Source organism: Acinetobacter sp. H1(2024), from assembly GCF_046557555.1.
Taxonomy (GTDB): Bacteria; Pseudomonadota; Gammaproteobacteria; order Pseudomonadales; family Moraxellaceae; genus Acinetobacter; species Acinetobacter seifertii.
Genome location: NZ_JBKGFO010000002.1, coordinates 444,937 through 470,934 on the forward strand (window position 1 = coordinate 444,937; position 25,998 = coordinate 470,934).

26 protein-coding genes and 1 tRNA gene are annotated in these 25,998 nt (G+C 36.5%); 11 read left to right on the forward strand and 16 right to left on the reverse strand.

All coding sequences use genetic code 11. From position 1 onward, the window contains the following. Window positions 1-137 precede the first annotated feature (137 nt). From ACLCEG_RS07860 to ACLCEG_RS07875, 4 genes are read left to right on the forward strand one after another with little or no spacing between them, the layout of a single operon-like run. Window positions 138-734 (forward strand): recombinase family protein, encoded by a 597-nt coding sequence (locus tag ACLCEG_RS07860; RefSeq protein WP_410566994.1) that lies wholly within the window; start codon window positions 138-140, stop codon window positions 732-734. Window positions 735-793: 59 nt separating this feature from the next. Next, window positions 794-1,183 (forward strand): hypothetical protein, encoded by a 390-nt coding sequence (locus tag ACLCEG_RS07865; RefSeq protein WP_050450608.1) that lies wholly within the window; start codon window positions 794-796, stop codon window positions 1,181-1,183. 2 nt (window positions 1,184-1,185) lie between these two features. Next, window positions 1,186-1,434 carry a type II toxin-antitoxin system Phd/YefM family antitoxin gene (locus ACLCEG_RS07870; RefSeq protein ID WP_029424561.1) on the forward strand — a complete coding sequence of 83 codons (249 nt, stop codon included), beginning with the start codon at window positions 1,186-1,188 and terminating at the stop codon, window positions 1,432-1,434. Further along, the gene (locus tag ACLCEG_RS07875) at window positions 1,424-1,705 is read left to right on the forward strand and encodes a type II toxin-antitoxin system RelE family toxin (RefSeq protein WP_032007341.1); all 282 of its coding nucleotides are present in this window, start codon (window positions 1,424-1,426) and stop codon (window positions 1,703-1,705) included. Before ACLCEG_RS07870 ends, ACLCEG_RS07875 begins: the two co-directional genes overlap by 11 nt. Before the next feature lie 273 nt (window positions 1,706-1,978). Here ACLCEG_RS07875 and ACLCEG_RS07880 read toward each other — a convergent pair whose 3' ends face one another. Next, window positions 1,979-2,944, reverse strand: a complete 966-nt coding sequence (locus tag ACLCEG_RS07880) for a hypothetical protein (protein ID WP_050450609.1) — start codon at window positions 2,942-2,944, stop codon at window positions 1,979-1,981. A 105-nt stretch (window positions 2,945-3,049) separates the two neighbouring features. Here ACLCEG_RS07880 and ACLCEG_RS07885 point away from each other — a divergent pair, with 105 nt between their 5' ends. Next, window positions 3,050-3,451: a helix-turn-helix transcriptional regulator gene (locus ACLCEG_RS07885; RefSeq protein ID WP_032007343.1), complete on the forward strand. Its 402-nt coding sequence runs from the start codon at window positions 3,050-3,052 to the stop codon at window positions 3,449-3,451. A gap of 70 nt (window positions 3,452-3,521) precedes the next feature. Here ACLCEG_RS07885 and ACLCEG_RS07890 read toward each other — a convergent pair whose 3' ends face one another. The 8 genes from ACLCEG_RS07890 to efp form a co-directional block, all read right to left on the reverse strand. Beyond that, a complete protein-coding gene (locus tag ACLCEG_RS07890) occupies window positions 3,522-3,716 on the reverse strand; it encodes a hypothetical protein (RefSeq protein ID WP_032007344.1) in 195 nt (64 codons plus the stop codon). A 17-nt stretch (window positions 3,717-3,733) separates the two neighbouring features. Further along, complete coding sequence (locus tag ACLCEG_RS07895; RefSeq protein WP_410566996.1) at window positions 3,734-4,654, reverse strand: phage/plasmid replication protein, II/X family; 921 nt, start codon at window positions 4,652-4,654, stop codon at window positions 3,734-3,736. A gap of 331 nt (window positions 4,655-4,985) precedes the next feature. Then, on the reverse strand, window positions 4,986-5,366 hold the full coding sequence (locus ACLCEG_RS07900; RefSeq protein WP_032007346.1) for a hypothetical protein: 381 nt from the start codon (window positions 5,364-5,366) through the stop codon (window positions 4,986-4,988). A 13-nt stretch (window positions 5,367-5,379) separates the two neighbouring features. Beyond that, window positions 5,380-6,594, reverse strand: coding sequence for a tyrosine-type recombinase/integrase (locus ACLCEG_RS07905; RefSeq protein WP_032007347.1), 1,215 nt, complete (start codon window positions 6,592-6,594; stop codon window positions 5,380-5,382). Between the two features lie 177 nt (window positions 6,595-6,771). Beyond that, window positions 6,772-6,848 (reverse strand) — tRNA-Val (locus tag ACLCEG_RS07910). A 167-nt stretch (window positions 6,849-7,015) separates the two neighbouring features. Beyond that, complete coding sequence (locus tag ACLCEG_RS07915) at window positions 7,016-7,318, reverse strand: YbdD/YjiX family protein (protein WP_002052430.1); 303 nt, start codon at window positions 7,316-7,318, stop codon at window positions 7,016-7,018. Window positions 7,319-7,320: 2 nt separating this feature from the next. Then, window positions 7,321-9,417 carry a carbon starvation CstA family protein gene (locus tag ACLCEG_RS07920; protein WP_410566999.1) on the reverse strand — a complete coding sequence of 699 codons (2,097 nt, stop codon included), beginning with the start codon at window positions 9,415-9,417 and terminating at the stop codon, window positions 7,321-7,323. Window positions 9,418-9,581: 164 nt separating this feature from the next. Then, window positions 9,582-10,151 carry an elongation factor P gene (gene efp, locus ACLCEG_RS07925; RefSeq protein WP_263614294.1) on the reverse strand — a complete coding sequence of 190 codons (570 nt, stop codon included), beginning with the start codon at window positions 10,149-10,151 and terminating at the stop codon, window positions 9,582-9,584. 73 nt (window positions 10,152-10,224) lie between these two features. Here efp and epmB point away from each other — a divergent pair, with 73 nt between their 5' ends. From epmB to ACLCEG_RS07940, 3 genes are read left to right on the forward strand one after another with little or no spacing between them, the layout of a single operon-like run. Beyond that, window positions 10,225-11,241 carry an EF-P beta-lysylation protein EpmB gene (epmB, locus tag ACLCEG_RS07930; protein WP_002052728.1) on the forward strand — a complete coding sequence of 339 codons (1,017 nt, stop codon included), beginning with the start codon at window positions 10,225-10,227 and terminating at the stop codon, window positions 11,239-11,241. Window positions 11,242-11,256: 15 nt separating this feature from the next. Continuing rightward, on the forward strand, window positions 11,257-13,002 hold the full coding sequence (locus ACLCEG_RS07935; protein WP_410567291.1) for a GTPase: 1,746 nt from the start codon (window positions 11,257-11,259) through the stop codon (window positions 13,000-13,002). Further along, window positions 12,999-15,107, forward strand: a complete 2,109-nt coding sequence (locus ACLCEG_RS07940; protein WP_410567001.1) for an EAL domain-containing protein — start codon at window positions 12,999-13,001, stop codon at window positions 15,105-15,107. Before ACLCEG_RS07935 ends, ACLCEG_RS07940 begins: the two co-directional genes overlap by 4 nt. A 63-nt stretch (window positions 15,108-15,170) precedes the next feature. Here ACLCEG_RS07940 and rpmE read toward each other — a convergent pair whose 3' ends face one another. The 4 genes from rpmE to ACLCEG_RS07960 form a co-directional block, all read right to left on the reverse strand. After that, a complete protein-coding gene (rpmE, locus tag ACLCEG_RS07945; RefSeq protein ID WP_004652835.1) occupies window positions 15,171-15,395 on the reverse strand; it encodes a 50S ribosomal protein L31 in 225 nt (74 codons plus the stop codon). Window positions 15,396-15,588: 193 nt separating this feature from the next. Next, window positions 15,589-16,560: a bile acid:sodium symporter family protein gene (locus ACLCEG_RS07950; protein ID WP_085945699.1), complete on the reverse strand. Its 972-nt coding sequence runs from the start codon at window positions 16,558-16,560 to the stop codon at window positions 15,589-15,591. A gap of 133 nt (window positions 16,561-16,693) precedes the next feature. Continuing rightward, window positions 16,694-17,095 (reverse strand): lactoylglutathione lyase, encoded by a 402-nt coding sequence (gloA, locus tag ACLCEG_RS07955; protein WP_019457730.1) that lies wholly within the window; start codon window positions 17,093-17,095, stop codon window positions 16,694-16,696. Window positions 17,096-17,097: 2 nt separating this feature from the next. After that, window positions 17,098-19,287: an AmpG family muropeptide MFS transporter gene (locus tag ACLCEG_RS07960; RefSeq protein ID WP_174739141.1), complete on the reverse strand. Its 2,190-nt coding sequence runs from the start codon at window positions 19,285-19,287 to the stop codon at window positions 17,098-17,100. A 166-nt stretch (window positions 19,288-19,453) separates the two neighbouring features. On the opposite strand from ACLCEG_RS07960, the gene ACLCEG_RS07965 reads away from it, so the two are divergent. Next, the gene (locus ACLCEG_RS07965) at window positions 19,454-22,072 is read left to right on the forward strand and encodes a Lon protease family protein (protein ID WP_039252848.1); all 2,619 of its coding nucleotides are present in this window, start codon (window positions 19,454-19,456) and stop codon (window positions 22,070-22,072) included. A gap of 55 nt (window positions 22,073-22,127) precedes the next feature. Here the strand turns inward: ACLCEG_RS07965 and ACLCEG_RS07970 are convergent, their stop codons facing one another. The 3 genes from ACLCEG_RS07970 to surE all read right to left on the reverse strand — a co-directional run bounded on the left by ACLCEG_RS07970 (window position 22,128) and on the right by surE (window position 24,871). Continuing rightward, window positions 22,128-23,057, reverse strand: a complete 930-nt coding sequence (locus ACLCEG_RS07970; RefSeq protein ID WP_004700160.1) for a LysR family transcriptional regulator — start codon at window positions 23,055-23,057, stop codon at window positions 22,128-22,130. A 101-nt stretch (window positions 23,058-23,158) separates the two neighbouring features. Continuing rightward, window positions 23,159-23,989 carry a peptidoglycan DD-metalloendopeptidase family protein gene (locus tag ACLCEG_RS07975; RefSeq protein WP_410567004.1) on the reverse strand — a complete coding sequence of 277 codons (831 nt, stop codon included), beginning with the start codon at window positions 23,987-23,989 and terminating at the stop codon, window positions 23,159-23,161. A gap of 111 nt (window positions 23,990-24,100) precedes the next feature. Beyond that, on the reverse strand, window positions 24,101-24,871 hold the full coding sequence (gene surE / locus ACLCEG_RS07980) for a 5'/3'-nucleotidase SurE (protein ID WP_004700156.1): 771 nt from the start codon (window positions 24,869-24,871) through the stop codon (window positions 24,101-24,103). Between the two features lie 102 nt (window positions 24,872-24,973). Between surE and ACLCEG_RS07985 the strand changes: the two genes are divergently transcribed. Next, window positions 24,974-25,345: an MCR_0457 family protein gene (locus ACLCEG_RS07985; protein ID WP_019457726.1), complete on the forward strand. Its 372-nt coding sequence runs from the start codon at window positions 24,974-24,976 to the stop codon at window positions 25,343-25,345. 147 nt (window positions 25,346-25,492) lie between these two features. Then, entirely contained in the window at window positions 25,493-25,903 is a 411-nt protein-coding gene (locus ACLCEG_RS07990) for an MCR_0457 family protein (RefSeq protein WP_004700152.1), read from the forward strand. Window positions 25,904-25,998 lie beyond the last annotated feature (95 nt).

A 25,998-nucleotide genomic window follows, 5' to 3' on the forward strand; every position in this document is an offset into this window, starting at 1 on the left:
ACTACTGATAAAATCTATCAGATGACTATACTCAAAAGATAATAAAATTAAATGATAATTTGCTTATCAATAGACTATATATTTATATTAAATGATAGTATTATCAATATACTTAACAAAATATAGTTAAATGAGAAATGACAACTAGAATTTATGTACGTGCCAGTACTAAAGACCAAGATGCAGAAAGGGCATTAGATGATTTAAGAGAGTTTGCTAAATCCATTAAAGGTGATGTGAACGAATATGTAGAGAATGAATCAGGCACTAAGTTGGATAGACCTGTATTAAATCAGCTATTAGATGAATCAAAGAACGGCGATACTTTACTAGTTGAGAGCGTAGACCGCCTATCTAGGCTTTCTCAAACTGACTTTGATGTGTTGAAAGGACGCATAAAAGAAAAAGGTTTGAAGTTGGTTGTAGCAGATCTACCAACTACACACATGCTTATTAGTTTAAACGATACCATTACAAGCTCTATCCTGAACCTTGTAAACAATATGCTTATAGATTTATTAGCAACTATGGCTAGATTGGACAATGACAAGCGTAGGGAGCGAATTAAGCAAGGTTTAGAGAGAAGTGGATACAAGCCAAGTGGCAAGAAAGCAGATACAGCTAAACATAATAGAATCAAAGAGTTAGTTAATAAAGGACTGACAAAAGAAGAAATAGCCAAAGCCGTTGGCTGTGGTATCGCTACCGTTTATCGAGTAACTAAAAGTATTTAAAAAGCATCTTTAAAGGTGCTTTTAATTGTGCTATTTTGTGTTCTATGACAGGAGCAAATATGAATCCACAACTTTCTCGTATTGAAGATGAAGCTCGTATGCATGAATTAAGAGAGCTATTTGCGTTATTGGAAGAGAAAAATTTGCATACAACTTCATCTAATGAAAAAGCTCATAGCATAAATGAGACACTTGAAAGAGCTTTGAGTATTCTTTCTTGGGATGACTTTGAAGATGATACTCAAGCTATAGCTGTAGTAATTCATCGGAACTGGTTGAAGGTATTACAGTATGTAATGCCTTACCTACGATCTGTATTATCTCCAAAAGATATATCACTGCTTAGTAAACTCAAACAAGCACTAACGAAGTATGCAGAAATCAAACATCCAAATCATCTAGTAGTTATTCAACCAAAATTGCAGTTAATCAATACCATAGAGGCTTAATCATGACTCAACTAATCCATGCACGAATGACTGCAAGTATTACTGAACTCAAAAAGAGTCCTATGGATACTGTATTAGCAGGTAAAGGTGAAGCTGTTGCTATTCTTAACCGTAATACCCCTGCTTTCTACTGTATTCCTGCTGATCTATATGAAAATATGATTGAACAGCTAGAGGACTTAGAACTCAATAAAATTGCAGATACTCGTGCGAATCAAAAGCGTATTCGAGTAAACATAAATGAGCTATAACTTAGACTTTTTAGAAGAAGCATTAGAAGAATGGAATAAGCTTAATCCTAGTATTAAGCAACCAATGAAAAAGAAACTGATGAAAGTCTTAGAGAATCCTAGAATCCCTAAGAATAAGCTATCAGGGCATCCTAACCGATATAAAATCAAACTTCGTAGTGTTGGCTATCGTTTGGTTTATGAGATCATAGATGATGAGGTTGTTGTATTAGTAATTGCTGTAGGCAGACGTGAAAATAATGCTGTCTACAATACGGCAGGCTCACGATAACCTTGAGCATTTTACTAAGAGATTCTTTCTATTAGCTCAGATCTGATCGAACATTAATCTTGAAGAAGAGAAAGTTACTTGTTTTGATAAAAATGCCTAATAATTATCAAAACAAGTAACTTTCTATATTTATATTAACTAAAATTTATTCCCACCCAAACACTAAAACAACTAATAGTAGTTAAGTCCGCCGTTCTTTAAAAACAATACTTCTTAACTAGTAGAATAAAATAAAATCTGAATAATCTTTCCCATATATCCCCTATCAGCTAATTAAACTTGAGGCTTAAACATATAATTTCCAAAACTTGTTTTAACTTCTATCTCTTGAACCATTTGAGCATCACAAGCACCTATGGACAATTCAATATACTCACCAAATTTCAAAATTGCTGGTAATTGCTTTTCTTGAGCATATTTGGAAAGACCACATTTATTTCCTCTATTTAAAACTACATCATTAATTACAATTTCTCTATCAGCACGTCCTTGAATTACGATATTGTATGCAGTTTTATTATAAATTGAGCTATTAACATCATTAATACTAAATCTTACAGCGACAGGTATATCATTAACTGTATTTTCAAGTATTTGATTATTTGATGTTTCCGAATTTTCGTGAGTAAGTCCTTCATCATTATAATTTGGATTACTATCTGATACCAAACTTTCCAAATCAACATCTGAATTTTTATCAGAAACAATTTCACTCTCTAGGTTTTTTTTATTTTCTATATTTTTAAAATCATAATTATTTAAAAATTTAGCACTAAACAATACAATAAGGATTAAACTTGATAAAGCAGAAAACCATATTTTAAAATTCCCTTTATTTTCATTCTCAACATAATTTTTCTTAATAAAGTTATTTGTGTCCTCACTAAACAATAAAATCAATGTATAAACATCAAGAAAAATCACCAACAAATATAACAGCCCCTGAAATTTAGAATACTCTAAAAAAAACATAGAACATACATATGAGATGACTCCAATCATCTCCAAGATTACTAATATAGTTTTTGCTGCCTTCTTACGCTTATTTATAAAGTAAATTAAACAATAAAATAATACACCAACAATAAAGTAAAATATTAATAGTGTACTTATAGATTGATCATTAGATATATTTTTTATTTTAATCACATCTAGGTATGAAAGAAGAAATGATAAAAAAATTGAAAATAAAGTTAATATTGAAATCTTCGAAATAAACAATGGACTATTTTTTAGCATTTGTTCCCCAATTTTTAATTAAATAAAAGTTAACTAAAGTTAATTTTTTACGTAACTTTTGTCAATAGTTACGTAACTGTCAGTTAAGTTAATTATTTTTGGAGAATGAAAAATGATGATGAAAAAACCTTATTTGCAAAACGCTTAATTCAGGCTATGCAATCAAAAGGTTATGAACCTAAAGCCTCAGTCTTAGAAAGAGAATTCAATTTGAATTACTCTGGTAAACCGATGACTCTACACGGCGTGCGAAAGTGGCTTATTGGAGAGTCTATCCCTTCTGGTGATAAATTATTAGCTCTAGCAAAATGGCTCAATGTACCTCCAGAAGAACTAGTTTTCGAAAGAAATTTTCAAAAGATAAACCAACATCTAGAACCGACTTGGCAACAGGAATTAGGCTATAAAGATAAAGAAATATTTGAAGCTTATATCAATCTTTCAGCTTCACATAAGAAGATCATAAGAGAAATGATTATTGCTTTATCAGATAAATATATTAAGTAATTTAAAATATTTAAAAACAAGTTATGTTCTATCTTGTTTTTAAATATTAATAATTTATTATCATAAATATTTATAGTTTTTCATATTTATTTTTCCACCAATTTTCAATAGCATTTAAATCAAAATAAACAGCGGCTTGTCTTGTTTTTCCATCTTTAATTGGACGTGGAAAATCCATATCTTCTGCTATAAGTTTTCTAAGTTTATCTGCTTTTATTGATAATAAAAAGCATACTTCATTTTTTGTAATTCTAATTTTTTTCATTTTACCCCCGTTTAAAATCAAAGATATTTCTTTATATCAATATTATATTTATCTGCAAATTCTTTACTTTTTCTAAAAATGACTGTTCTTGAATATGTATTTTCAATATCACCATTAATTAAACAATTATAAAATTTACGATCACTTTTATTTGTAATACTATTATTTGAATCTTTTAAAATAGTATCAGGAACTCTTATATCATTAAAAATATTATTAATAAATTTATCTATAAAATTCATATCTAACCATTTCCATGCAATTTTCAGGTCCCACTCACTTAACTGGATAGAATAAATTCTTATTTCTTGTCTAATCATTAGATTTGCTTTTTCTTTTAAATCTAAAGCAATATTGTCTTTAGATGACAACTCTCTACCTTTATGATAAATACATAAACGCCAGCTTCTTGAGTTATATCCATAATATACACCATTAGTAAATATAACTTTATCTCTATACGGATAACTTGAAAGATTTTTAATATTATTAAGATACTCTAGAGCATTTTGTTTACTTTCAAATAAAATATCTTTTTTAACATCAACTCTAAAAATTGTGAAATAACCAAATTTAATAATTTTTAATTGCTCTTCTGTGGGGTCAATTAAATTACTTTTTTTTAACTTATGAATAACTAATAAAACTAATTCTATTAAGTTACTACAACCGGTTACATTCTGCCCATACAACCATTTATAAAAATTACCACTGATCTTTAATTTATTACTTATATCATTTACACATTTTATAGATTTAATTTTTAATTTACTATTAAACTCTGAATAAATGTTTTTAGATATATAAGATATTTTAGAATCTTCAATATTATCACTATTATTATTGTAAACATGATAACCATTTGATAATTTTGTAGGGCAATGATTAACTTCAACTTCAATATCTAAAAAATCTATTTCCAATTTATTTTTATACATAATAACCTCTCATTATTTAAATTACGTAATAATGATGGAATTTATTATTAATTAAATTTAAGTGTCAAAATGAAACAATTATACTATTAATATTAAATCAACTAGTCTTAACTTATTTTTCTTATATTCACTAACTAATACTTCAATAAACTCACTATCACTCCGAGGTGGCGCATAATAATAGCACTAAAATCATTTGTCAAATTTTATAAAAAATCCACTGTATTTATAATTATTTTTTACTTAATATTTTTTTGTTATTTACTCACAAACTTTTTAAGTGTCTTCGCTAGTTATATACATAATTGAAATTTCACATTGAATTATCTACCTATTCATCTTCATCATAAATGTATGCCCCGCAAAAAACTAGTTTAGCTACTTCTCTCTCGTACTCTATATAATCAAATACAACTTTGCCAATTCCATTAAATACACTAATAGCAGAATCATGCTTATCTAATAGAAAAATCTTAGGCATATTCTTCACTAATTCCAGTTTAGCTATCATACTCAGCTTAGGATAAAACAACCCAAAGCCTGACCAGTTTCTTTCTGCCTGAATCAACACTATCTCATTTTCGTTAATTTTTTCAGCCATTATTGATTCTGGATCAAGTGCATCAATAATTTTTTCATACTTATAGATATTCGATAATTCAACTTTTCGAATGCCTTTATAAAGAACTAAATCTCTAAAAAATAATTTCATATAAAAGTTCAGCCTAAACTAATGTTTCTTCTTCTAATAGTTGATCAATATAATCAGCCCACCATTGCATCATTCCAACACGTTCTTCAAAATGCGATCCTTTATCATAAGCTCCTTTTACACCTTTTTTCATATGAGATAAGCATGCTTCGACAACTTGCTCTTTATCACTAAATTTATTATTTAATGCTGTACTTGCAATATGCCTGAAACCATGCGGATTCTGACGACCTTTATACCCCATACGATTTAAAGCCATATTAAAGGTATTATCAGAGATAGGCTCACTTAGGCTATTTCTACCAGCAAACAATAAATCTGATTCAGTTTTATAGTTTTTTAGCTCCTCTAATAATTTAAGTGCCTGTTTAGGCAAAGGTACAGCGTGGACGACTCTCTTTTTCATAATTTCAGCAGGTTTAACCCAAATTGCTTTATCAAAATCAAATTGGTTCCAAGTTGCATAACGCAATTCTACAGGACGAGGAAATAATAAAGCCATTAACTCTAAACCAATGGCTAATTTACGTTGATGATGAGTACGAATATCTTTAATTAATCTTGGAAATTCAGCTAATTCAACGAATTTCATATTACCACCAACTTTTTTATCTAAATGCGTGGTCATACCATCGAGTGGATTAGAATTTATTTTCCCTTGGAACTTTGCCCAGTCATAAGCATTTCGGCAATAAGAGGTTAATTTCTCAACTTGAGTATGGATATTCAAGCCACGTTGTAGGCCTTGAAAAAAGTCAAACCATTCTTTAGATATAATTTCAGTAAAATCTCGTTCACCAAATTTGGGAATGATATGTCGATTAATCGATTTTTTTGCTTTCTCAAATGTGTCTTCTCCCCAAGATGTTTTTTTAGTGTCTAGCCACTCATTCATTAAAACATCAAACCTCCTTTGAGCAATTTCTTGTTGCTTCTTCTTGACTTGTTTCCGTGTCTCTATAAGCTCGCCATTTCCTATTTTGATAGATAGCTCATTCGCTTTACGCCTAGCTATCGCTCCACTTACATTTGGATATGCACCCAGTCCTTTCCAAGACCACACCCCTTTTTCATTTTTATATCGCAATTGCCAAGATTTTTTGCCAGTTTTTTGTACTAGGAAATAAAGTTGTTGTGTATCACGTTCTCTATAATCTTTTTCTTCTGGTTCTAGATTAGCTAAAACTGTATCCGATAAAGGTCTTTTTTTAATTGCTGCTCTTTTCATTAAATATTTGTATCATGAGTTAGATTTATTTAAATGATACATCAGATGATACAAATTCAGAAGTGCTATATCTATTCATATAACGTTATACAAAGCAATAAAAAAGCTCTAAATACATAATATCTAGAGCTTTTTAGTTTATATGCCGTGATACATAGACATATAAATTTAATATTTTGGTAGGTATATCCAGACTCGAACTGGAGACCTCTACGATGTCAACGTAGCGCTCTAACCAACTGAGCTATACACCTAGAATGGAAAGCATAATATTCATTTTTCAAAAGCAAAACAAGAGATTTGCCATTGAAAAAAATACAAATGAGCAGACTTTAAGCAAACTTTTTTCATTTTCCAAAAAAATAAAACGGCACATGGTTCAACCACATACCGTTTTGTTTAGCTGAATTTAACTCTCAATTTAACAAGGGCATTTCTTTAAAGTACCGCCTGCCGATGGATAACGCACATCAACACAATGACGGTAGAAAGTCTTCGCATCCATAGGTGTTAAATCAGGATGATGAGCTTTCATGTGCTCCAAATACGTTTGATAGTCCGGCACGCCTACCATGAGACGAAAGCTTTGCTGCAAACGCTGCCACAAGGTTGCTATACGCGACCAGTTCTTTGGAGAAAGTAATAGCTCTTTTTGCGAGAGCACTGTCATTTTGATGATTTTCGCAATAATGACAGTTCCATTTTTTGCAAATTTAAAATTCATCTTTATTCTCCTCGAGTGGTAACCACTTCAGGATCGGCATATACCGCAGGTGCTTCATTTACAGTCGGAGTACGACTCGCTAAAGCACGGCGAACAATACCAATTGAGGCAATAATCATGACAATCGAAACAATCATAAAGAAGCCACAAAGCGCAGCATTAATCTGATTCGACATCACAATGTTTTGCATCTCAGCAATAGTTTTGGCTGGTTTAATAATTTCACCGCGAGCAATCGCATCAGAGAACTTATGTGCTTGCGCCAAGAAACCAATTTTTGGGTTTTCGTGGAAAATCTTTTGCCAACCGGCAGTCATACAGGTCACGAATAAGAAAATTGTTGGGAAAATCGTTACCCATACATATTTTTCTTTTTTCATTTTAAACAGAATGACTGTACCTAAAATGAGTGCCATAGAAGCCAGCATTTGGTTACCAACACCAAACAGAGGCCATAATGAATTAACACCACCAAGTGGGTCAATCACACCTTGATAGACGAAGAAGCCCCATCCACCAACTGCAACGGCTGTACCAACCAAATTACCAAAGAATGAACCTGATGCTTTAACCGCAGGAATAACAATACCTACCGTGTCTTGCACCATAAAACGACAAGCACGAGTACCGGCATCGACAGCAGTTAAAATAAACAATGCTTCAAATAAAATGGCAAAGTGATACCAAAATGCCATCATTTGGCGGCTATTAAAAATTTCAGAAATGATATGAGCCATACCAATAGCAAAGGTAGGCGCACCACCTGTACGTGAAAGAATCGAGCTTTCACCTACTTCTTGAGCCAACACTGTCAACATTTCTGGAGTAACGACAAAACCTAAGTTACGTACAGCTTCTGCCGCAGACTCTACAGTTGTGCCGAGTACTGCCGCTGGCGCATTAATCGCAAAATATACACCCGGGTCTAAAACTGTCGCACAGATCATGGCCATGATCCCGACAAAAGACTCCATAAGCATACCGCCGTAGCCAATCACACGAATATCAGCTTCGTTATCGACGAGTTTTGGTGTTGTACCACTTGATACAAGCGCATGGAAACCAGAAATAGCACCACAGGCAATAGTAATAAATAGGAATGGGAATAAGCTACCTGAGAAAACTGGACCTGTACCATCAATGAAGTGAGTGACAGCAGGCATTTTTAGTTCAGGTAATGCAATGATAATACCTACCGCTAAACCGAGAATCACCCCGATTTTAAGGAAAGTAGATAAATAATCACGCGGTGCTAACAGCAACCAAACTGGTAATACTGATGCGATAAAACCATAAATGATGAGACACCAAGTGAGTTGTGTACCCGTTAAAGTGAAGAACTCACCCCAGTATGGGTCTGCTGCAACATGTCCACCATAGACAATTGCCAACATCATTAAAACAAAACCAATAATTGAAACTTCGGCAATACGTCCCGGACGGATAAAGCGCATATAAACGCCCATGAACAATGCAATTGGAATGGTTGCTGCAATACTAAATACACCCCACGGACTGTGTGCAAGTGCTTTCACAACCACCAACGCCAGTACTGCAAGGATAATAATCATTACCCCGAGCGCACCGAGCATTACCACAACACCAGCAAAAGAGCCAAGCTCCTGCTTTGCCATTTCACCAAGTGAACGACCATCACGGCGTGTCGATATAAATAAAACTAAAAAGTCTTGTACCGCACCTGCCAGAACCACACCAACCAGTAGCCAAATGGTTCCCGGCAAAAAGCCCATTTGTGCAGCCAAAATTGGTCCAACTAACGGCCCTGCTCCAGCAATTGCAGCAAAGTGGTGACCAAAAAGCACATATTTATTGGTGGGAACATAATCCAGACCATCAGCTAAACGATGTGCTGGGGTTAAACGTCTTGGGTTTAATTCAAATACTTTAGTTGCAATAAATAGACTATAAAATCGGTATGCGATGCTATATACACATGCTGCAGCTAGTACAAGCCAAACCGCGTTAACATGTTCACCACGACTGAGTGCCAGCATCCCAAAAGAAATTGCACCTATAATTGCCACTAGGCTCCAGACCAGCTTGGAGGGAAGCGTAGATTTCGCTTGCATTGTGTCCATTCTTAACCTCTCAATAAATAACTACAGCATTTTTATATTGTTATGTACTGTTTCTCTTAATCCCTGTGACTCTACTCCTCCTTTTTCTTTTTTCCTCTTATACTTTCGCATAAAAAAAGGGATGATTTACATCATCCCTTCGATAATAGTTTATTTTTTAACTATTATGCACGCTCTAAATAATCGCCAGTACGAGTATCTACACGAACGCTTTCTTCTTGCTGAACAAATAACGGAACACGAACAACCGCACCTGTTTCAAGCTTAGCTGGTTTACCGCCACCGCCAGATGTATCACCACGTACGCCCGGATCAGTTTCAACAATTTTTAATACAACGAAGTTCGGTGGGCTTACTGTTAAAGGTACGCCGTTGAACAACATAATTGTACATTTTTCATTTGAATCGTCTTTTAACCATTTAGCAGCATCGCCCATTGCAATTTTGTCTGCAGCGATTTGCTCAAAAGTTACAGGATCCATGAAGTTCCACATTTCACCGTCGTTGTATAGGTATTCCATTTCAACTTCAACGATGTCAGCCGCTTCTAAAGAGTCACCTGATTTGAAAGTTTTTTCTAATACTTTGCCAGTTTTAAGGTTACGTAATTTTACACGGTTGAACGCTTGACCTTTACCTGGTTTTACATATTCGTTTTCCATGATAGAACATGGGTTACCATCAAGCATAACCTTAAGGCCAGCTTTGAAATCATTTGTAGAATAATAGGCCATGAAAGGCACACTCCAAACTTAACAAGTCAACTATGCGATATAATGCGTTGTTGCATTATCTTAATCGTGTCAAATGATAAACTATTTATACCAAGAGCAAAACTGGCAATCACAACTCAGTGACCTTATTACTGATCCTTCTGAATTGCTAAGCCTACTCGAGTTATCCTCAGATCAGCTATTATCAGGTGCGATTCTGGCTTCTGAAAAGTTTAAATTGCGTGTTCCTCGTGCGTTCGTCGGAAAAATGAACGCTAAAAACCCGCTTGACCCGCTTTTACTACAAGTATTACCTCATCATTTAGAGCTTGAAGAACATCCTGAGTTTGTTACAGACCCTTTAGGTGAAGAAGCAGCCAATCAGTTACCGGGTGTTTTACATAAATATAAATCGCGCTTTTTGCTGACTTTGACGGGTGCATGTGCTGTGCATTGCCGCTATTGTTTCCGCCGTCACTTCCCTTATCAGGAAAATCTGCCAAAAAATGATGATTGGCTCAATATTAAAAACTATATCGAAGCCAATCCTGACATTAATGAAGTGATTTTAAGTGGTGGTGACCCACTTACACTTTCTAACCGCAAGCTTGCACTTTGGCTAGAACGTTTATCATCTCTCAAACAAGTTAAGATTTTGCGAATTCATTCACGAGTTCCAATTGTCATTCCAAATCGAATCGACGAAGAGCTTATTTCTTTATTAAAAAACAGTAGGCTGCGTATTATTCTGGTGGTACACTCGAACCATGCTTCTGAGCTCGATGACTTTACTTGTTCAAAGTTGATGGAGTTATCTTCACACCACATTACTGTACTAAATCAGGCTGTATTGCTAAAAGGTGTCAATGATTCTGCTCAAACTTTAACTGATTTAAGTTATCGTCTATTTGAAGCTCGCGTTATGCCATATTACTTACACGTATTAGATAAAGTAAAAGGTGCACAACATTTTGATTTAATGCCATCTGAAATAGATGCGATATATCAAGACGTGTTAGCGAGCCTACCTGGATATCTGGTTCCTAAACTCGTCAGGGAAATTGCGGGCGAAAAGAATAAAACACCGCTTTTTGGGGCTACAACTTTTTGAGTTATATAATAAGTGATGATGAATAATGCACTTTCGGACATTTTTCACAATCAAACCGCACGTACTCGTGAACGGTTAAGCTTTTGTGAAGCCAACATTAAAGACCTTAATGAATGGGTCACTACCCTTTCTATTATGCAATTGGGTGATACTTCAAAAGCGCTATTTACCGCAATTTTGGAGTTAAATGAATTAAATTGCAGTGAAACACTTCGCTTTGACTTAATTCAAACGCTTCACCCAACCATTAATAATGTTTTGGCAAGTTTAGAAAAGAACTTCTTTAACCAAGGTGTGATTAGTACAGACCGTAACGAGCATATTATTGAACTGGCAATGTTGTTGCGCTGTTATTTTGCCAGCATTTATTTAAATATTGCTCAAACCAGCCACGAACAGCTGCAAAAACAGAAGTTCTCTTTATTTTCTTTTAAACAAAAGAAAAACTTACAAACTGCACGTATTTTGGCGACATTCCATGCATTGCAGCAACTGACCAATCTTTTATACCAACAGCATATGCTCTATAGCGAACCTGTTAAAGGCCAATGGTTAATTGCACATCAACTTTATGAAACAGCCGTTCAGCACAAATATCATTTAACCAATATTAATCATATTCAAGGTGTACAGCACCCTTTAGCGAATATTACGCAGGCTTATGCACAGCTTATTTTATTAGATATTTTTAATACCAATCAGATTCGTCAATCGGAAATTCAAGCGCTATTCCAGTGTAGTTTTGACTGGGCACGTATGATTCAGATTTTACCCAAAGATAGTGCTTTAACTAAGTATGTGGTCGACCCGACTAAAGACCATCCACCGGTATATAACAAAAAACAAAGCTCAAATTTCAATCCAAGCATTTTTATTAGCACTCAAGCGTTGCTTGAGCATGTCACTGCCACCATGCATAAAAATGCTCAGTACATGTCTAAAAATGAAAAGATTTATTTAAGCCCTGCGTTAAAGTTTCACGTTCAAACCATTTTAGGCACGACCGCACAGCGCCGTCATGAACGTTATGAATATAATGCCGCTCTCCAAATTTGCTTCGGATTAACTACCGCACATTTTTATCTATCTAAAGCAAAGAACTTTGAAGAAACACTACAACTGAACAATAACTATAATTTACAAAGTGAATCGAAAGTTTTATCAAACCTAGAGAAAAAAGAGCAACAAACTTCGTCTTACCAACGCTTAAGTCGTGAGAGTAAAACCATTTATCAAACCACAGTGCTTGATATCAGTGTTAATGGCTATCGTATTAAATGGTCTGGTGAAGCTCCGAAAAACTTACGAACTGGCGAATATATTTTAGTTAAAGAAACATTGCATGGTCAGTGGCGTGGCGGTGTGATTCGCTGGATTAAACAATCAACAGAAAAAAGTTTGGAACTGGGTTTAGAAATTCTTTCACAAGCCATGTTCCCTTGTGCTGTACATATTCAGGCTGAGCGCCATACTCGTAATTATCACCCTGCACTATTACTACAAACTCAAAACTTAGAAGAAATACAAAACACGCTTATTTTACCGGGGTCTCAAATTTTTAGAGAGCAACAAACAATTCATTTACGATTGGGGACAGAAGAAATCAAAGTGTATCTACTCAAAGCACAACTCATTACTCAGAGTTTTATTCAATTTCAATTTGAACTTTTAAATGATCAGCAACAACATTTGCTTGATCAGTTCATGTTGAAAAAGAATAGTAACGCGAATAGTCAAGATTTATGGGAAGCATTAAAGTGAGAAACTCTTTACTATCTAAAAAGTTAAGACGTACTGAAATACGTTTACTCATTATTGATGATAACCAGTTACGTTATAACCAAATTTTAAATCTTTTATCGGGGAATCAATATCAAGTTAATGCTTTATTACTTGATGATTTAAAAAGTTTTGAAAAGCAGCTCAATACATCATGGGATGTGATTATTTTTGGCCGCGCGTACGATTTGAAAATTGAACAAACTCTCTCCCTCGTTCAAGCGTCAGAACAGCCGCAGCTTCCAATTTTACTTTTGCAACCAGATGATTATCAAACACAGCAATACCAAAGCTATGTTCAAAAAGGTATTTACGATGTAGTCCCATTAGAACCATTGGACTATTTCTACATCACCCTTGTTCGAACCTTATCCTATAGCCGCCTTTTACAAACGGAACAACGTTTGTTAGCAGAGCTTGATACCATTCATAGTCATACGCAAACTCTAGTCGACAACAGCCATAAAGCAGTCGCTATTTTTCAAGAAGGCATACATATTAAGGCAAATCCTGAATACCTTAATCTTTTTGGCTTTAAGCAAGAAGAAGATATTATTGGTTTGCCAATCTTGGATGTCTTACAACCGAACGATTTAAATATTTTCAAACAACGATTTAAGAAAATTTCTTTAGGTCAGTTTGATCAAGCTCGTTTTGAAATTCAAAGTCAGCATCAGGCTATTTCTGGTAATAACGCTTTGAAACTGGAATTTATTCCAAGCCAAGAAGAAGACGCTGTACAACTGACCATCGATTATCAAGTTGATTTAAGCATTCCAGCAAACACGTCTCCATCTGAAAAAAGTGTCGGATTAAGTACGGCTTGGCAACAAATCAATCGACATTTATCAACCCATCCTGCGCAAGCAAATGCTGTAGTGTTATTTAAGCTCGCGCAATGCCCAGAACGCCTCTTTCAACAAGGTTGGCAGACGTTGGGACTATATTTCAATCAGCTTCATGGTTTTTTAAAAGATCATGCACAAATGCCAATTTTCAAAGTCGATTTGGGAACTTATGCTGGGATTTTACAAGCTGAAAATAGTTCAGTTTTAAATTCGCAGTTAACAAGTCTACAAACTTTGCAAAAAGAACACTTGTTAAAAGTGAATGAACAAAACTTCTCGGTACAGTTAAAGCTTGGCTATGCTCCGCTTAACCAACCACTCACTGAGATTTCTTTTAGCTCATTACTCAATGAAGCTGAAAAGCAGAATCTACCTCAAGTTACACCTCAACTTGAAATAGCACCAATTGAAGAAAAAATCGTTTCACCGACTGTTGAAACTGTTCCTCTAGATTTAACAATTGACCATTCCGAGGTGAGTTCTAAGTCATCTTTGCTACAGCAGTTAAAACAAAAACTTGCTAAAGGTGAGATACATCTGAAGTATCAGCAAGTGTATGACAAACATGATGAAGAAACTCATAACTATGAAGTGACGAGTGGCTTTATTGCTGATGAACAATGGCATGATTTAAACGACTTAGCTGACTTAAAAGAAGACGCTGAGCTTTCAATTCAAGTAGATCGCTGGATATTGGTTGAAGCATGTAAACAGCTTCACAATTTTATTGCTCAGTATCCTAAAGCAAGACTCATTATTAACCTGAATATTGATATTTTGCTGAAAGATAAATCATTCCCTGAGCTGATTTCAAAGCTGCTTACCATCATTGGTAGCAAACTTGAAAGTCCATTGATTTTGCAGTTTTCAGAACAAGCACTTCAGCACTACCTTCCAACGGTTCAGCCATTGATTGGTCGTTTACGCCAACATGGTGCAGAAGTTTCAATTCGAGATTTTACTTCTTCTATGCATAGTGATTCAATTTTACAGCAGCTTGATATTCAGTTTGTAAAATTACAGTCTAGCAAAACGGCTTTGTTAAGTTCAGATCAGGGTCTGAACAGCTTGCAAGAAAAGGTATTGAACTATCTGACTGTAAAACCAATTGGAATTTTATTGGCTAACTTAAATGATATGAACCTATTTGCAAATGCATGGAACGTGGAAGCACGTTTCTTACAAGGTGATTATTTCCAGAAAAAACTTGATCGCTTAACCGATGTACAAGACCAGTAATGGTCTTGTTATTTAAAAAATAAAAAACGGGCATAAGCCCGTTTTTTATTTCGTTCTGCAGTATTAACGCTTGATAGAGCGAGACATACCAGAGAAACGTTGTTTGAATTTGTCGATACGACCACCAGTATCTACATTCTTTTGTTTACCAGTGTAGAATGGGTGGCAAGCTGAACATACGTCAAGGTAAATAGTTTCTTTACCTAAAGCAGAACGAGTTTCGATTACGTTACCGCATGAGCAAGTTGCAACTAATTTTTCATATTTTGGGTGAATATCGGCGCGCATCGTCGATTACTCCTAATTGAAGAAAGGCTTAAGCTGTCATCGCAATTGATCACTCTCAATTAAATTGAGGAAAGCTTTTTCAAGCAGATCAACACCACAACAGACCATTCTTTTGGCCCACCGAAACCTCTAGGGTTAGAGCTAAGCACAACAAGTGGACAGTATTATACGCCATATAAATCTTTTTTGCGAATTAATCTTGGGATTTAGCCCAGTAATTTGCGATTACTCCACACACCATTAGCTGTATTTGGTGAAATATCATAATTGGCAAAACAATCATTCCTAACGGCTGACCAATAAATAAGATTTGTGCCATAGGTACACCGCTTGCCAAGGTCTTTTTTGAGCCACAAAAGAAAACAGTGATCTGATCGGCACGGCTAAAACCAAAAGCACGCGGTAAATACAGCGCAAGCAACATAATAATGGTGAGTAACACAGAACAAGCGAGCGCCAAAAGTAGTAAAGTTTTCCAGTTTACCTGATGCCAAAGCCCGGCAACCACTGCCCCGCTAAACGCGCCGTAAACCACCATCAAAATTGAGCCTTGATCGAATGCTTTTACAATGCTTGGTACTTTTGCCATATATGGGAAAACGTAGGGACGAAGCAATTGTCCTAAAACAAATGGCACTAATAGCAACAGCGTAATTTCAATAATAGACGACGTAGGATCAAACCCGTGCTGACTTTGCCCTAAAATAAAGAAGCTGACTAAAACTGGCGTGATAAACATACCCACCAAGTTTGAGAAAGATGCACTACATACCGCCCCTGCCACATTTCCTTTTGCAACTGAAGTAAATGCAATAGAAGACTGAACAGTAGATGGCAAGAAGCACATAAACAGAAAGCCCCAATAGAGCTGCTGTCCTAATAAGGGTAAAAGAATAGGTTTGGCCAATAACCCAAGGGCAGGAAAAATAAAGAACGTAATTGCAAATACCAGTAAATGCATTTTCCAATGCAAAATACCTTCAATTACAGCCTCACGAGACAATTTAGCACCGTGCAGAAAAAATAAAATTGCGATCGCGACTGTAGTTAATGTATTGAAATACTGCGCAGCTTGACCACTGACTGGAAAAAACGTTGCTAGTAGTACCATGCCAACCAACAAAACTGTAAATCGATCAAGTGCCAAGAACTTCAGCATATTCACATCCTATGATTATTTTAGACAAATAAAAGCCCAGTTGATAAATTGACCATTTGGTCAGGTCTTCATCATACTGGGCTATAAAAATAAAGCTAGACTTTTAAGAGCTAAATCTTAAAGCACTTAAGTCATTTACTTAATTATTTCTGGCATCTGCATCTTGCTGAATGAGCTCGATTTTGTAGCCATCTGGATCTTCAACAAAGGCAATAACCGTAACGCCACCCTTCATTGGGCCAGCTTCACGCACAACTTTACCGCCACGTGCTTTAATTTCTTCACATGCTTTGTAAGCGTCTTCGACACCAATTGCAATGTGACCATAAGCATTACCTAAATCATAACTTGATGTATCCCAGTTATGAGTAAGTTCAAGCACGGTATTATTTTCTTCATCGCCATAACCAACAAATGCCAGTGTAAAACGACCTTCTTCATAATCACGCTTACGAAGTAACTTCATTCCTAATACTTCGGTATAGAACTTTAAAGATTGTTCTAAATTGCCTACTCGCAACATTGTATGAAGCATTCGCATGTTTATTCACCTGCCTTTTCTGATTCATGTGTTTGATGATCTTTGAGTAGTTTTCCAACCCAAACCACTAAAATTAAGATTGGAATCCCGATCAGTGTGGTCATCAAAAAGAAGTTTGGGTACCCAATATTACTCACTATGGTACCCGAATATCCACCTAAAAGTTTTGGTGTAAGGGTCATGAGTGAACTAAAGATCGCATATTGAACAGCAGTAAATGACACACTGGTTAGGCTCGAAAGGAATGCAATGAATGCTGCACCTGCCAGGCCCGAAGCCATATTGTCTACAACAATTGCAAAGTATAGCCATAGCGAACTGTAAGGCTTAATGACTTTACCGCTAATCTCAACTTCTTTACCTGACTGAGTGTCAATGTATGGTAGAGGTTCGATGTTTACATCTAATTCAGCTTTTGGTGCAGAATTTGAAGCGACTTCATATTGATGTGAAACTGATAATACTTTTTGGTTTCCTTCAACCACCGCAGCAGTTAATTGCTTGGTTGGTGATGACAATAATTTTTGCATATCAATTGCAGCGTTAAACACGCCTTTTTGATCTGTCATTTTTGCATCAAAGTTTTGCCCATCCAAACTCACTACAATCTTTTGGTTAGGTGACAAAGCCTTGCCAAAGTACTGACCACGAACAACAACACTTCCCTCAGAAGATTTAGCAGTAATTTGGTCACTTCCCATTAAAGGTAAAATCTGTATAGGTGAATGTTCAGCATGCGTTGTTACTAATGGTTGAACTCGAACTATGGTCTCTGCTTGTTGACCTTGCAAAGCATAGCCAGCTTTAACATCAATTTGTTTTGTCCCATCAAAAGTAGAACTTGGGACTTTAACCTTCCAATACCCTACTTCATCAGGCTGAGCTTTATAATGTTTGTCTCCCACTTGAACATCAACCATATCAAGCGGTTTGCCAGATTTTACTAAACCAATGAAAATGAGGTTAGTAGAACTAGCTAATACAGCACCAACAAACATCAGTTTCATGATATTCATGCGCTGCGCTAGTAGACCGCCTAAGAAGCCACCAACCAAGCTAAAGATAACGCCATAAACTTTTACTGCTTCGGCAATTTGTTCTTTGCTAAAGTTCAAATCTTGATAAAAGACGTTTGAAATTACACCCGCAATAATGTCTGAAATACGGAAGAAACCAATCAAGAATAAAAGCACTAACGCAAGTTTGACACCATAACGTTTAAAGAAATCCAGAATTGGAGCAATCCAAGTTTCTTTTGCCATTTGCTGGTTTACAACGCCCATTTTAACCAGTATGTAACCGACTAAAATGGCAGTACCTGTTGCGGTTAAAAATCTTAAAGCTTCTAAGCCAAATAAACTTGCACTATCTTGAATATTGCCAGCTTTTGAAATTGCCTCAGTAATTTGACCTGAATAAATATAAGTTAAAACAAACGAAATGACCGCTATAAAGAAGACTAAAACCAAACGGTAGTAATCAGTAGTTTTATAGTTTTTATATACTCGACTAACTTGAGGTTCACGAACAAGTAAGGTTGTAATAATACCGACCGACATGACTGCTGCCATTGTTAAGTAAGTGGTTTTCCAAGCCTCGTAAATATAGTTGCCTTTCGCTGTTCCTAAATGTGCAGCTAAAAACAATGCACCAGCACCAGCCACAATCATACCTATACGGTAACCCGCATTATAAGTAGATGCTAACACCGTCTGCATTTCAGTTTCAGCTAACTCAATACGATAAGCATCAATGACGATATCTTGCGTTGCCGCCGAGAAGCCAAGTAAAACTGCACCTGCTGCCATTTGAACGAGATAACTATGACCTAAAGCTGGGTCGGCAAATGCCATCGTACAAATCGCAAGCACAATCAAACACTGGGCAATTAACAACCAAGCACGTCTTCGACCTAAAGCCTTGGTCAAGAACGGTACTGGCAACTCATCAATTAAGGGTGCCCAAACAAACTTAAAGGAATATCCCAAAGCTGCCCAACTGAAAAAAGTGACTGCACTTTTATCGATACCCGCTTCACCTAGCCATAATGAAAGGCTAGAGAAAATCAATAAAATAGGTATTCCGGCAGAAAAACCCAGAAATAGCATAATTAATGCACGACGGTCTAAAAATGCTTTAAACGCCGAGACCCAACCAGAGGTTTGTGTGGTCATTCGTTTTTTATTTTCCATAAATTATAAATGTGCCTATTCAATCGCTTCTTACCATTCCTTTCAAGATTCTTTATGCAATCAAGTTTGGTTTTGATGATAAAAACGGCAAGTTTGCTTGATATTTTATGCTAAACCTGTATACCTTTAACCCTCAACCTTCGTTTTCTTTTGCTGGATACCAACAGTGACACAAAAACTTGATCAAGTGACAACTTCAACTTTATCACTCGCTAAAACAAACACCACAAACGTCACAATAAATGCATTTCCTTCAGCTCTTGAGCAACCTGATATAAAAATGACTTTAGATAAAACAGCCTTAAAACCGGAACAACTTACCCATATTCCAGATTTTGAAAATATTCCAGCTTCAACAAAACGTATCAAACCACTCAATAATTTTTTAGGTCAAGACCGCGCTAAAGCGTCGGTAGAAGCGGGTATTTCTTTACCCTACTCAGGTTATAACATTTTTGCAGTAGGAACGGCAGGCTTAGGCAAACGCACCATGATTAAGCGTTTACTACAGCAACATGCCAAAACAATGCCAACTCCTGATGACTGGGTATATGTCTATAATTTTAAACACGCGCGTCAACCAATTGCCTTACGCTTCCCTGCTGGTCAAGGCACCAAGTTTCAACAAGCTCTTCATCAAGCTTGGCAAATTATTTTAAAACAGCTTGAACGTCGTTTTAGTGCCGAAACTTATCATAACCGTATTGAACGGATCCGTGAGGAAACTGGAGATGAACAACAACAAGCGCTGGTTGAGTTAACCAAAGAAGGCGAAGAGCTAGACTTAAAATTGATTTCTCGAAATGAGAAACATGGTTTTGTACCTGTACAAGTAAAAGACGATCAGGTGCAAGAGCTCACTCAAACAGAAATTGATGCTCTAAATACGAAACAACGCGCTGAAATCGCGGCTAATGTTCGCTACATGGATAAAAAACTTGAGCGTCTTGGTTTGCATTTAGGCGATTTAGAAGATGATGCGCGCGACAAAGTTTCTGTATTAAATCGAGATATTGCGACTCAAGTGGTTATGCCACGAATAGATTTAATTTTAAATAAATATGGCCAAGTGAAAGGCCTTGAAGATTATTTAAAGCAATATGCTCAAGATGTAATTGAGAATGTTGAACTCATTTTAGAGCAAGAAGAAGACGACTTTGCTCCTGCTATGTTCAATCGCGTACCAGCACGTTATCAAGCAAATGTGATTGTCTCAAATAAACCAAACAGCGGTGCTCCCGTTATTTTTGAAGATTTCCCAACGCACTACAACTTACTTGGTCACGTTGAGCAGCTTACTCATAACGGTACAATTACCACAGATTTTACTCTCATTCGTCCTGGTGCTCTTCATCAAGCGAATGGTGGTTTTCTAATGCTTGAGGCTGAGCAATTACTTGAACAACCTTATGCATGGCAAGGTTTAAAGCGTGCCTTAAAATCAGGCCAACTCAAGCTCTCTTCTCTTGAACACATGTTGACGTTAACAGGCTCTATCTCGATTGAGCCTGCTGCGGTTCCACTGGATATTAAAGTGGTACTTATGGCAGAGCCTGAAATTTATTATGAAATTTTAGAAGTAGAACCAGAGCTTGGCAGCGTATTTAAAATACGCGCAGATTTTACCGATACATTACAACGTAATGACGAAAATGAACAAGCTTACATGCAGCTCATTGCTGACTATGTTCAAGCCGACAAACTACTTCCATTTGACCGTAGTGCTTTAGCTGCTTTACTTACCGACTCAAGCCGTCAAGCAGAAGATCAAAGCTCGCTGTCGTTACATGCTTCAACTTTGGGCGACCTGATTCGTGAAGCACATCACCATGCTTTTAAAGCCAATGAAAAGCTTGTAACTGATCAGCACATTAACCTTGCGCTACAACACAGACAGTATCGCTTAGGCTATTTAAGAGAGCTTTACTGGCAGGATTTATCACGCGGAACTCAGCTAATCGAGACTTCTGGTCATCGTTTAGGTCAAATTAATGCCCTCTCTGTTATTCACTATGCAGATGTCGAGTTTGGTTTACCTTCACGTTTGACTGCATCAGTCTATCAAGGTGGCGGCGATATTCTTGATATTGAACGTAGTGTAGAGCTTGGCGGTTCACTGCATGCTAAAGGCGTCTTACTTATGTCGAGCTTCTTGAAAGCTCACTTTGGTCGTGAACAGATTTTGCATTTCTCTGCTGCGCTTGCATTTGAACAAAGCTATGGCCAAGTAGATGGCGATAGCGCCACGGTTGCCGAACTTTCTGCGTTAATTTCTGCAATTAGCCAAATTCCAATTGATCAATCATGGGCGATTACCGGTTCTATGAACCAGTTAGGTCAAGTTCAACCCATTGGCGGTGTAAATGCAAAAATTGAAGGCTTCTATGATGCTTGTAAATTACAAGGTTTAACGGGTAAACAAGGTGTCATTATTCCTCGTCAAAACATGCAGCATTTAATGCTACGCCAAGATGTAATTGATGCGGTACAAAGTGGTCAATTCCATATCCATGCGATTGATACCATTGATCAAGCACTTGAAATTTTAATGGCTCGCCCTGTTGGTACACTGGATAAGAAAGGTAGATACAGCAAACATTCAATTTACGCCGCTGTAATGGAACAGCTTGAATATTGGCAAGCGATTGAAGATGGCGAAGAAATTGAAGAGGAGCCTAAAAAGAAAAAGAAAAATAAGAAAAAAATTAAGAAGCACGAAGAGCTCACGGCAAATGATCTTCCACAGGAAACTCAGGAAGAAGTTGCGACTCTCAAGCAAAAATAATACTCATATAAAAAGGGCTTGTAATCACAAGCCCTTTTTATGCATCAATTGAAAGTTAGCGAACGATCTGCATCGCTCGTCCACCAGCCAACTGACTAAAATATTGTTTAAGTGCTTCAACACAGCGTTGAATTTTCATTGGCTGTTGATCGTGTTTGGCAATCTCTGCATACAAAGTAAAAGCCGGCAGTTTCCAATCTGGTAAGATTTCAATTAAAGAACCAGCTTTCAATTCTTTTTGAGCATCTAAATATAAAATTCTAGCAATACCATGTCCTTGCTGACATAAGGCTTTAGCAACTTGCAAATTATTGCTTTGCAAACGGCTTGCCATTTCAATATGCAATTTTTCACCAGTTTTGGCATGTTGAAAATGAAAACTGCGTGATTCATTCATTGCATTGATTGAAAGCAACTCATGGTTGTTTAAATCGTTTGGATGCAAAATCGGGCTCGATTGATTGAGATAGCTGGGAGAGGCTACCAAAATCTGATCGACAAAAGCCATAGGAACGACTGAACTACTCTCTTCTACTGGTGTTGAACTCATACGCACTGCAACATCAATTCGTTCTTCAATGAGGTCAATATAACGATGACCTACTTCAAAATGAACAGATAAACCGCGATGAGCTGACATCCAATGAGATAGAGCAGGAATAATGTGCTGAACCGCTAAGTCGGGTGTGCTTGCAATCCGCAAATCTCCAATCAAATCATCTCGCAATTCATTGATTCTGATTTTGCCTCTTTCTGCAGCTGCCAACATTTCTTGACAACTTGAAAAAAAAGCCTGTCCGGCCTCTGTCAAACTAAGTTTCCGAGTAGAACGGTGTAATAAAATTACATCCATTTCATGCTCAAGAGAACGTATTTGCTGACTTACAGCACTTGTTGTAATGCCTAATTCACGTGCCGCACCACTAAATGAACTTTTTTCAACCACACAAGCAAAAACACCCATCGCACGAAGCTGATCTAACATAGGTTTCCTCAAATCTAATTTTAAATTTATAAAAAATGCTTATTGTTGTAATGAAAGCAACCAATTACATTATACGAGGAAACCTATATTTATTGCATTAGCTAATTAGGTAAAAGATTTGCTGGGTTGATTGGTTTACCATCAAGGCGAATTTGGAACTCAAGCATAACTCTCGACGCACCTGAAGAGCCCATTTCTGCAATCTTTTGACCTGCAGTTACATTATCTCCACTCTTCACCATCATCTTGCTATTGTGGGCATACGCACTGATATAGCCATCAATATGTTTAATTAAAACTAAATTACCATATTCTTTTAAGCCATCGGCTGCGTATACGACTTGACCATCTGCTGCCGCATAAATTGGATCACCTTGATTACCACCATAACGAATTCCTTTGACATTATTCGCCAAATTAAACGCTTGAATCACTGGTCCGTTATTTGGTTTGATCCAACGCAAGCTTGAACTTGGAATAGCAGTTCCCACTGTTGTATTGGTGGTTGGTGCAACTGTTCGTGGCGGGGTTGTTGTTGGTGCCGTTGTTGTCGTAGTCGGTAATGCTATTGTTTGGCGCTTAATTGGTTCAGGTTGCGCCATGACTTGTGTTGACACGGTTCTTGGTGAAGAAGATTTCTTTAATCGTAATGATTGATTAACATAAATACGATACGGTGGAGCAATGCCGTTCATTTCAGCAATACTGACATAGTCCAGACCGTAACGCATTGCAATACCACTTAAAGTATCACCCGAACGAACTGTATAATAGTTAGGAGCCGTCGCATAGCGAGAACTATTATTAATTTGTGGTCTAGAAGCACATCCTGCCATTGCAACAGTAAAACCCACAGCTAAAGACAACATCATAATTTTCATTATTTTGTCTCTTTGAATATGCAATCTGCTTTGTTGCTCAGTTAAATGCATCGATCTCCCTCACTAAATGCTACAAATCATTTCGGCTAAGAGTACCAAAAAAGTAAGAGGAAACATGTTCCTCTTTTTCTTTATTCACAAAGTTATAACATTCGACCTAGATTATTCGCCCAAACTGGCCTGTAAATCCTCTAAAACCGCATAGTTTGTTGCATCCATCTGAATTGGAGTTACACTCACAAAACCATTTGCAACTGCGAAAAAGTCAGATTGAATCTGGCTAGCAATACGCTGTGGGTCAGTAACTGCCTCACCTGCTAGACCAATCCAATAAACCTGTCTTCCTCTTGGGTCGACATGACTGGTGATGGGTTTAGACTGAGCACGGCGTCCTTGATAAGTAATTTGAGTCCCTTTAAGCTGCGGCACATCTGGAATATTAATATTAAAAATATGTCGCGGCGGTAGTGCAGGTAAACCTTTGGCAATAAAGTCATGCACCCACTTGGCTGCTTGAGCATAATCATCTTTATGGTTGTATGAACGTACATCCGACCCAGCTAAAGAAACCGCAATTGCAGGTTGTTTCATTAAGCGGCCTTCAAACGCAGCACCAACTGTTCCTGAGTACAGAACATCGTCACCTAGGTTTGCACCACTATTGATTCCACTCACCACCAAGTCAAATTCGAAGTCGAATAGACCATTCATAGATAAATAAACGCAATCCGCTGGTGTTCCATTCACAGCCCACACATCTTCGGCAATTTGAATAGGACGTAAAGGACGATCAAGTGTTAACGCACTTGAAAAACCACTTCTCTCACTTTCCGGAGCAACCACGACAACACGGCCTAATGGTTTTAACGCTTCAGCTAAAGCTTGTATACCTGGTGCAAAGACACCGTCATCATTCGCAATTAAAATATTCACTAAAAATCTTTCTCGACAAATAAACCCGAAGGTTTTCTCAATTGAATTATTTGTTGAATTATATATATTTATGCCTCCATAGCATTATAAAATTGTGAAAAAATGAAAACTTTTGCTCCTTTTTTTCAAGTATTGGGGATCAGTATCACATTGTGTACACAGACGGTTTTTGCTGATGAGGGTATCTCGACACAAGAAGCTGATAGCTTAATTAAAGATGACATTGCATCTACTCAAGTTTTACAAGAAATTTGCCCGACTTTTGTTGGTGCAAATAAAAATCTTGAAACCAATACTAAAAAGATTATTGCAATGTACCTTGGCGGTTATTCCAATAAATCAATCACCTTCTCTGCACTGCAAAATGATTCAGAATATAAAACACTGCTAGACGAAGCTCGTCAGGCTGCAAAAGAAATGGATCACCATGAACAACATGAGCTTTGTGAAGAAGTGGTAAATTACAAAGACTAAGCCTATTTCACTCGATATGCTTTTCTTTGAAAGGTTTTCTGTTGATATAAAGCAGAAAACCTACATAACAATACATTTTTTCCATTTTTTTAGCCCTTAAATTGTTTAAGCTATCGGCATATTTCAAATTTTTGTTTCAGGTTATCCATGTTTATGAAAAAAAGCTTAGTTCAATCTCTTTCTGTTGTTTTACTTATGACAATGGCAACAGTGGGTTATGCTGCTGACAAGAAAAAACCAACTGAAAATGAAAATGTTGTTGAAGTTACCCCAAATAAAGGCACCACCCCGGAAGAGTTAGCAGCAATTCAAGTACTTTCTGAAATTTGCCCAAGTTTGATTGGCAAAAAAGATGCAGAATTTGCTCAAGGTTATGAACGTCTTGTAAAAGACTATTTGCCAAATGAAGCAGACCCAGTTGCAGCTTTAGAAAAACGGACAAAAGACAAAAGTTTCAAAAAAGTCTTAAAAGAAGCGCGTAATGATGCAAAAGCTGCTGGTAACGAGCAAAATACGTTAGTTTGTCAAGACGTAAAAGCTTATCAATCGCAAAACTAAATTAGTTAAAAACTCTCTAGTTACAATACTGTTCGAAAAAGCCGACTTCCCCCATAGAAGTCGGCTTTGCTTTGTCCTAAAATGCTAGGTTCTTC

Coding starts and splice junctions, on each gene's coding strand:
- ACLCEG_RS07860 (WP_410566994.1), top strand. CDS start 138: ATGACAACTAGAATTTATGTACGTGCCAGTACTAAAGACCAAGATGCA.
- ACLCEG_RS07865 (WP_050450608.1), top strand. CDS start 794: ATGAATCCACAACTTTCTCGTATTGAAGATGAAGCTCGTATGCATGAA.
- ACLCEG_RS07870 (WP_029424561.1), top strand. CDS start 1,186: ATGACTCAACTAATCCATGCACGAATGACTGCAAGTATTACTGAACTC.
- ACLCEG_RS07875 (WP_032007341.1), top strand. CDS start 1,424: ATGAGCTATAACTTAGACTTTTTAGAAGAAGCATTAGAAGAATGGAAT.
- ACLCEG_RS07880 (WP_050450609.1), bottom strand. CDS start 2,944: ATGCTAAAAAATAGTCCATTGTTTATTTCGAAGATTTCAATATTAACT.
- ACLCEG_RS07885 (WP_032007343.1), top strand. CDS start 3,050: ATGAAAAATGATGATGAAAAAACCTTATTTGCAAAACGCTTAATTCAG.
- ACLCEG_RS07890 (WP_032007344.1), bottom strand. CDS start 3,716: ATGAAAAAAATTAGAATTACAAAAAATGAAGTATGCTTTTTATTATCA.
- ACLCEG_RS07895 (WP_410566996.1), bottom strand. CDS start 4,654: ATGTATAAAAATAAATTGGAAATAGATTTTTTAGATATTGAAGTTGAA.
- ACLCEG_RS07900 (WP_032007346.1), bottom strand. CDS start 5,366: ATGAAATTATTTTTTAGAGATTTAGTTCTTTATAAAGGCATTCGAAAA.
- ACLCEG_RS07905 (WP_032007347.1), bottom strand. CDS start 6,594: ATGAAAAGAGCAGCAATTAAAAAAAGACCTTTATCGGATACAGTTTTA.
- ACLCEG_RS07915 (WP_002052430.1), bottom strand. CDS start 7,318: ATGAATTTTAAATTTGCAAAAAATGGAACTGTCATTATTGCGAAAATC.
- ACLCEG_RS07920 (WP_410566999.1), bottom strand. CDS start 9,417: ATGGACACAATGCAAGCGAAATCTACGCTTCCCTCCAAGCTGGTCTGG.
- efp (WP_263614294.1), bottom strand. CDS start 10,151: ATGGCCTATTATTCTACAAATGATTTCAAAGCTGGCCTTAAGGTTATG.
- epmB (WP_002052728.1), top strand. CDS start 10,225: ATGATAAACTATTTATACCAAGAGCAAAACTGGCAATCACAACTCAGT.
- ACLCEG_RS07935 (WP_410567291.1), top strand. CDS start 11,257: ATGATGAATAATGCACTTTCGGACATTTTTCACAATCAAACCGCACGT.
- rpmE (WP_004652835.1), bottom strand. CDS start 15,395: ATGCGCGCCGATATTCACCCAAAATATGAAAAATTAGTTGCAACTTGC.
- gloA (WP_019457730.1), bottom strand. CDS start 17,095: ATGCGAATGCTTCATACAATGTTGCGAGTAGGCAATTTAGAACAATCT.
- ACLCEG_RS07960 (WP_174739141.1), bottom strand. CDS start 19,287: ATGGAAAATAAAAAACGAATGACCACACAAACCTCTGGTTGGGTCTCG.
- ACLCEG_RS07970 (WP_004700160.1), bottom strand. CDS start 23,057: ATGTTAGATCAGCTTCGTGCGATGGGTGTTTTTGCTTGTGTGGTTGAA.
- ACLCEG_RS07975 (WP_410567004.1), bottom strand. CDS start 23,989: ATGCATTTAACTGAGCAACAAAGCAGATTGCATATTCAAAGAGACAAA.
- ACLCEG_RS07985 (WP_019457726.1), top strand. CDS start 24,974: ATGAAAACTTTTGCTCCTTTTTTTCAAGTATTGGGGATCAGTATCACA.
- ACLCEG_RS07990 (WP_004700152.1), top strand. CDS start 25,493: ATGTTTATGAAAAAAAGCTTAGTTCAATCTCTTTCTGTTGTTTTACTT.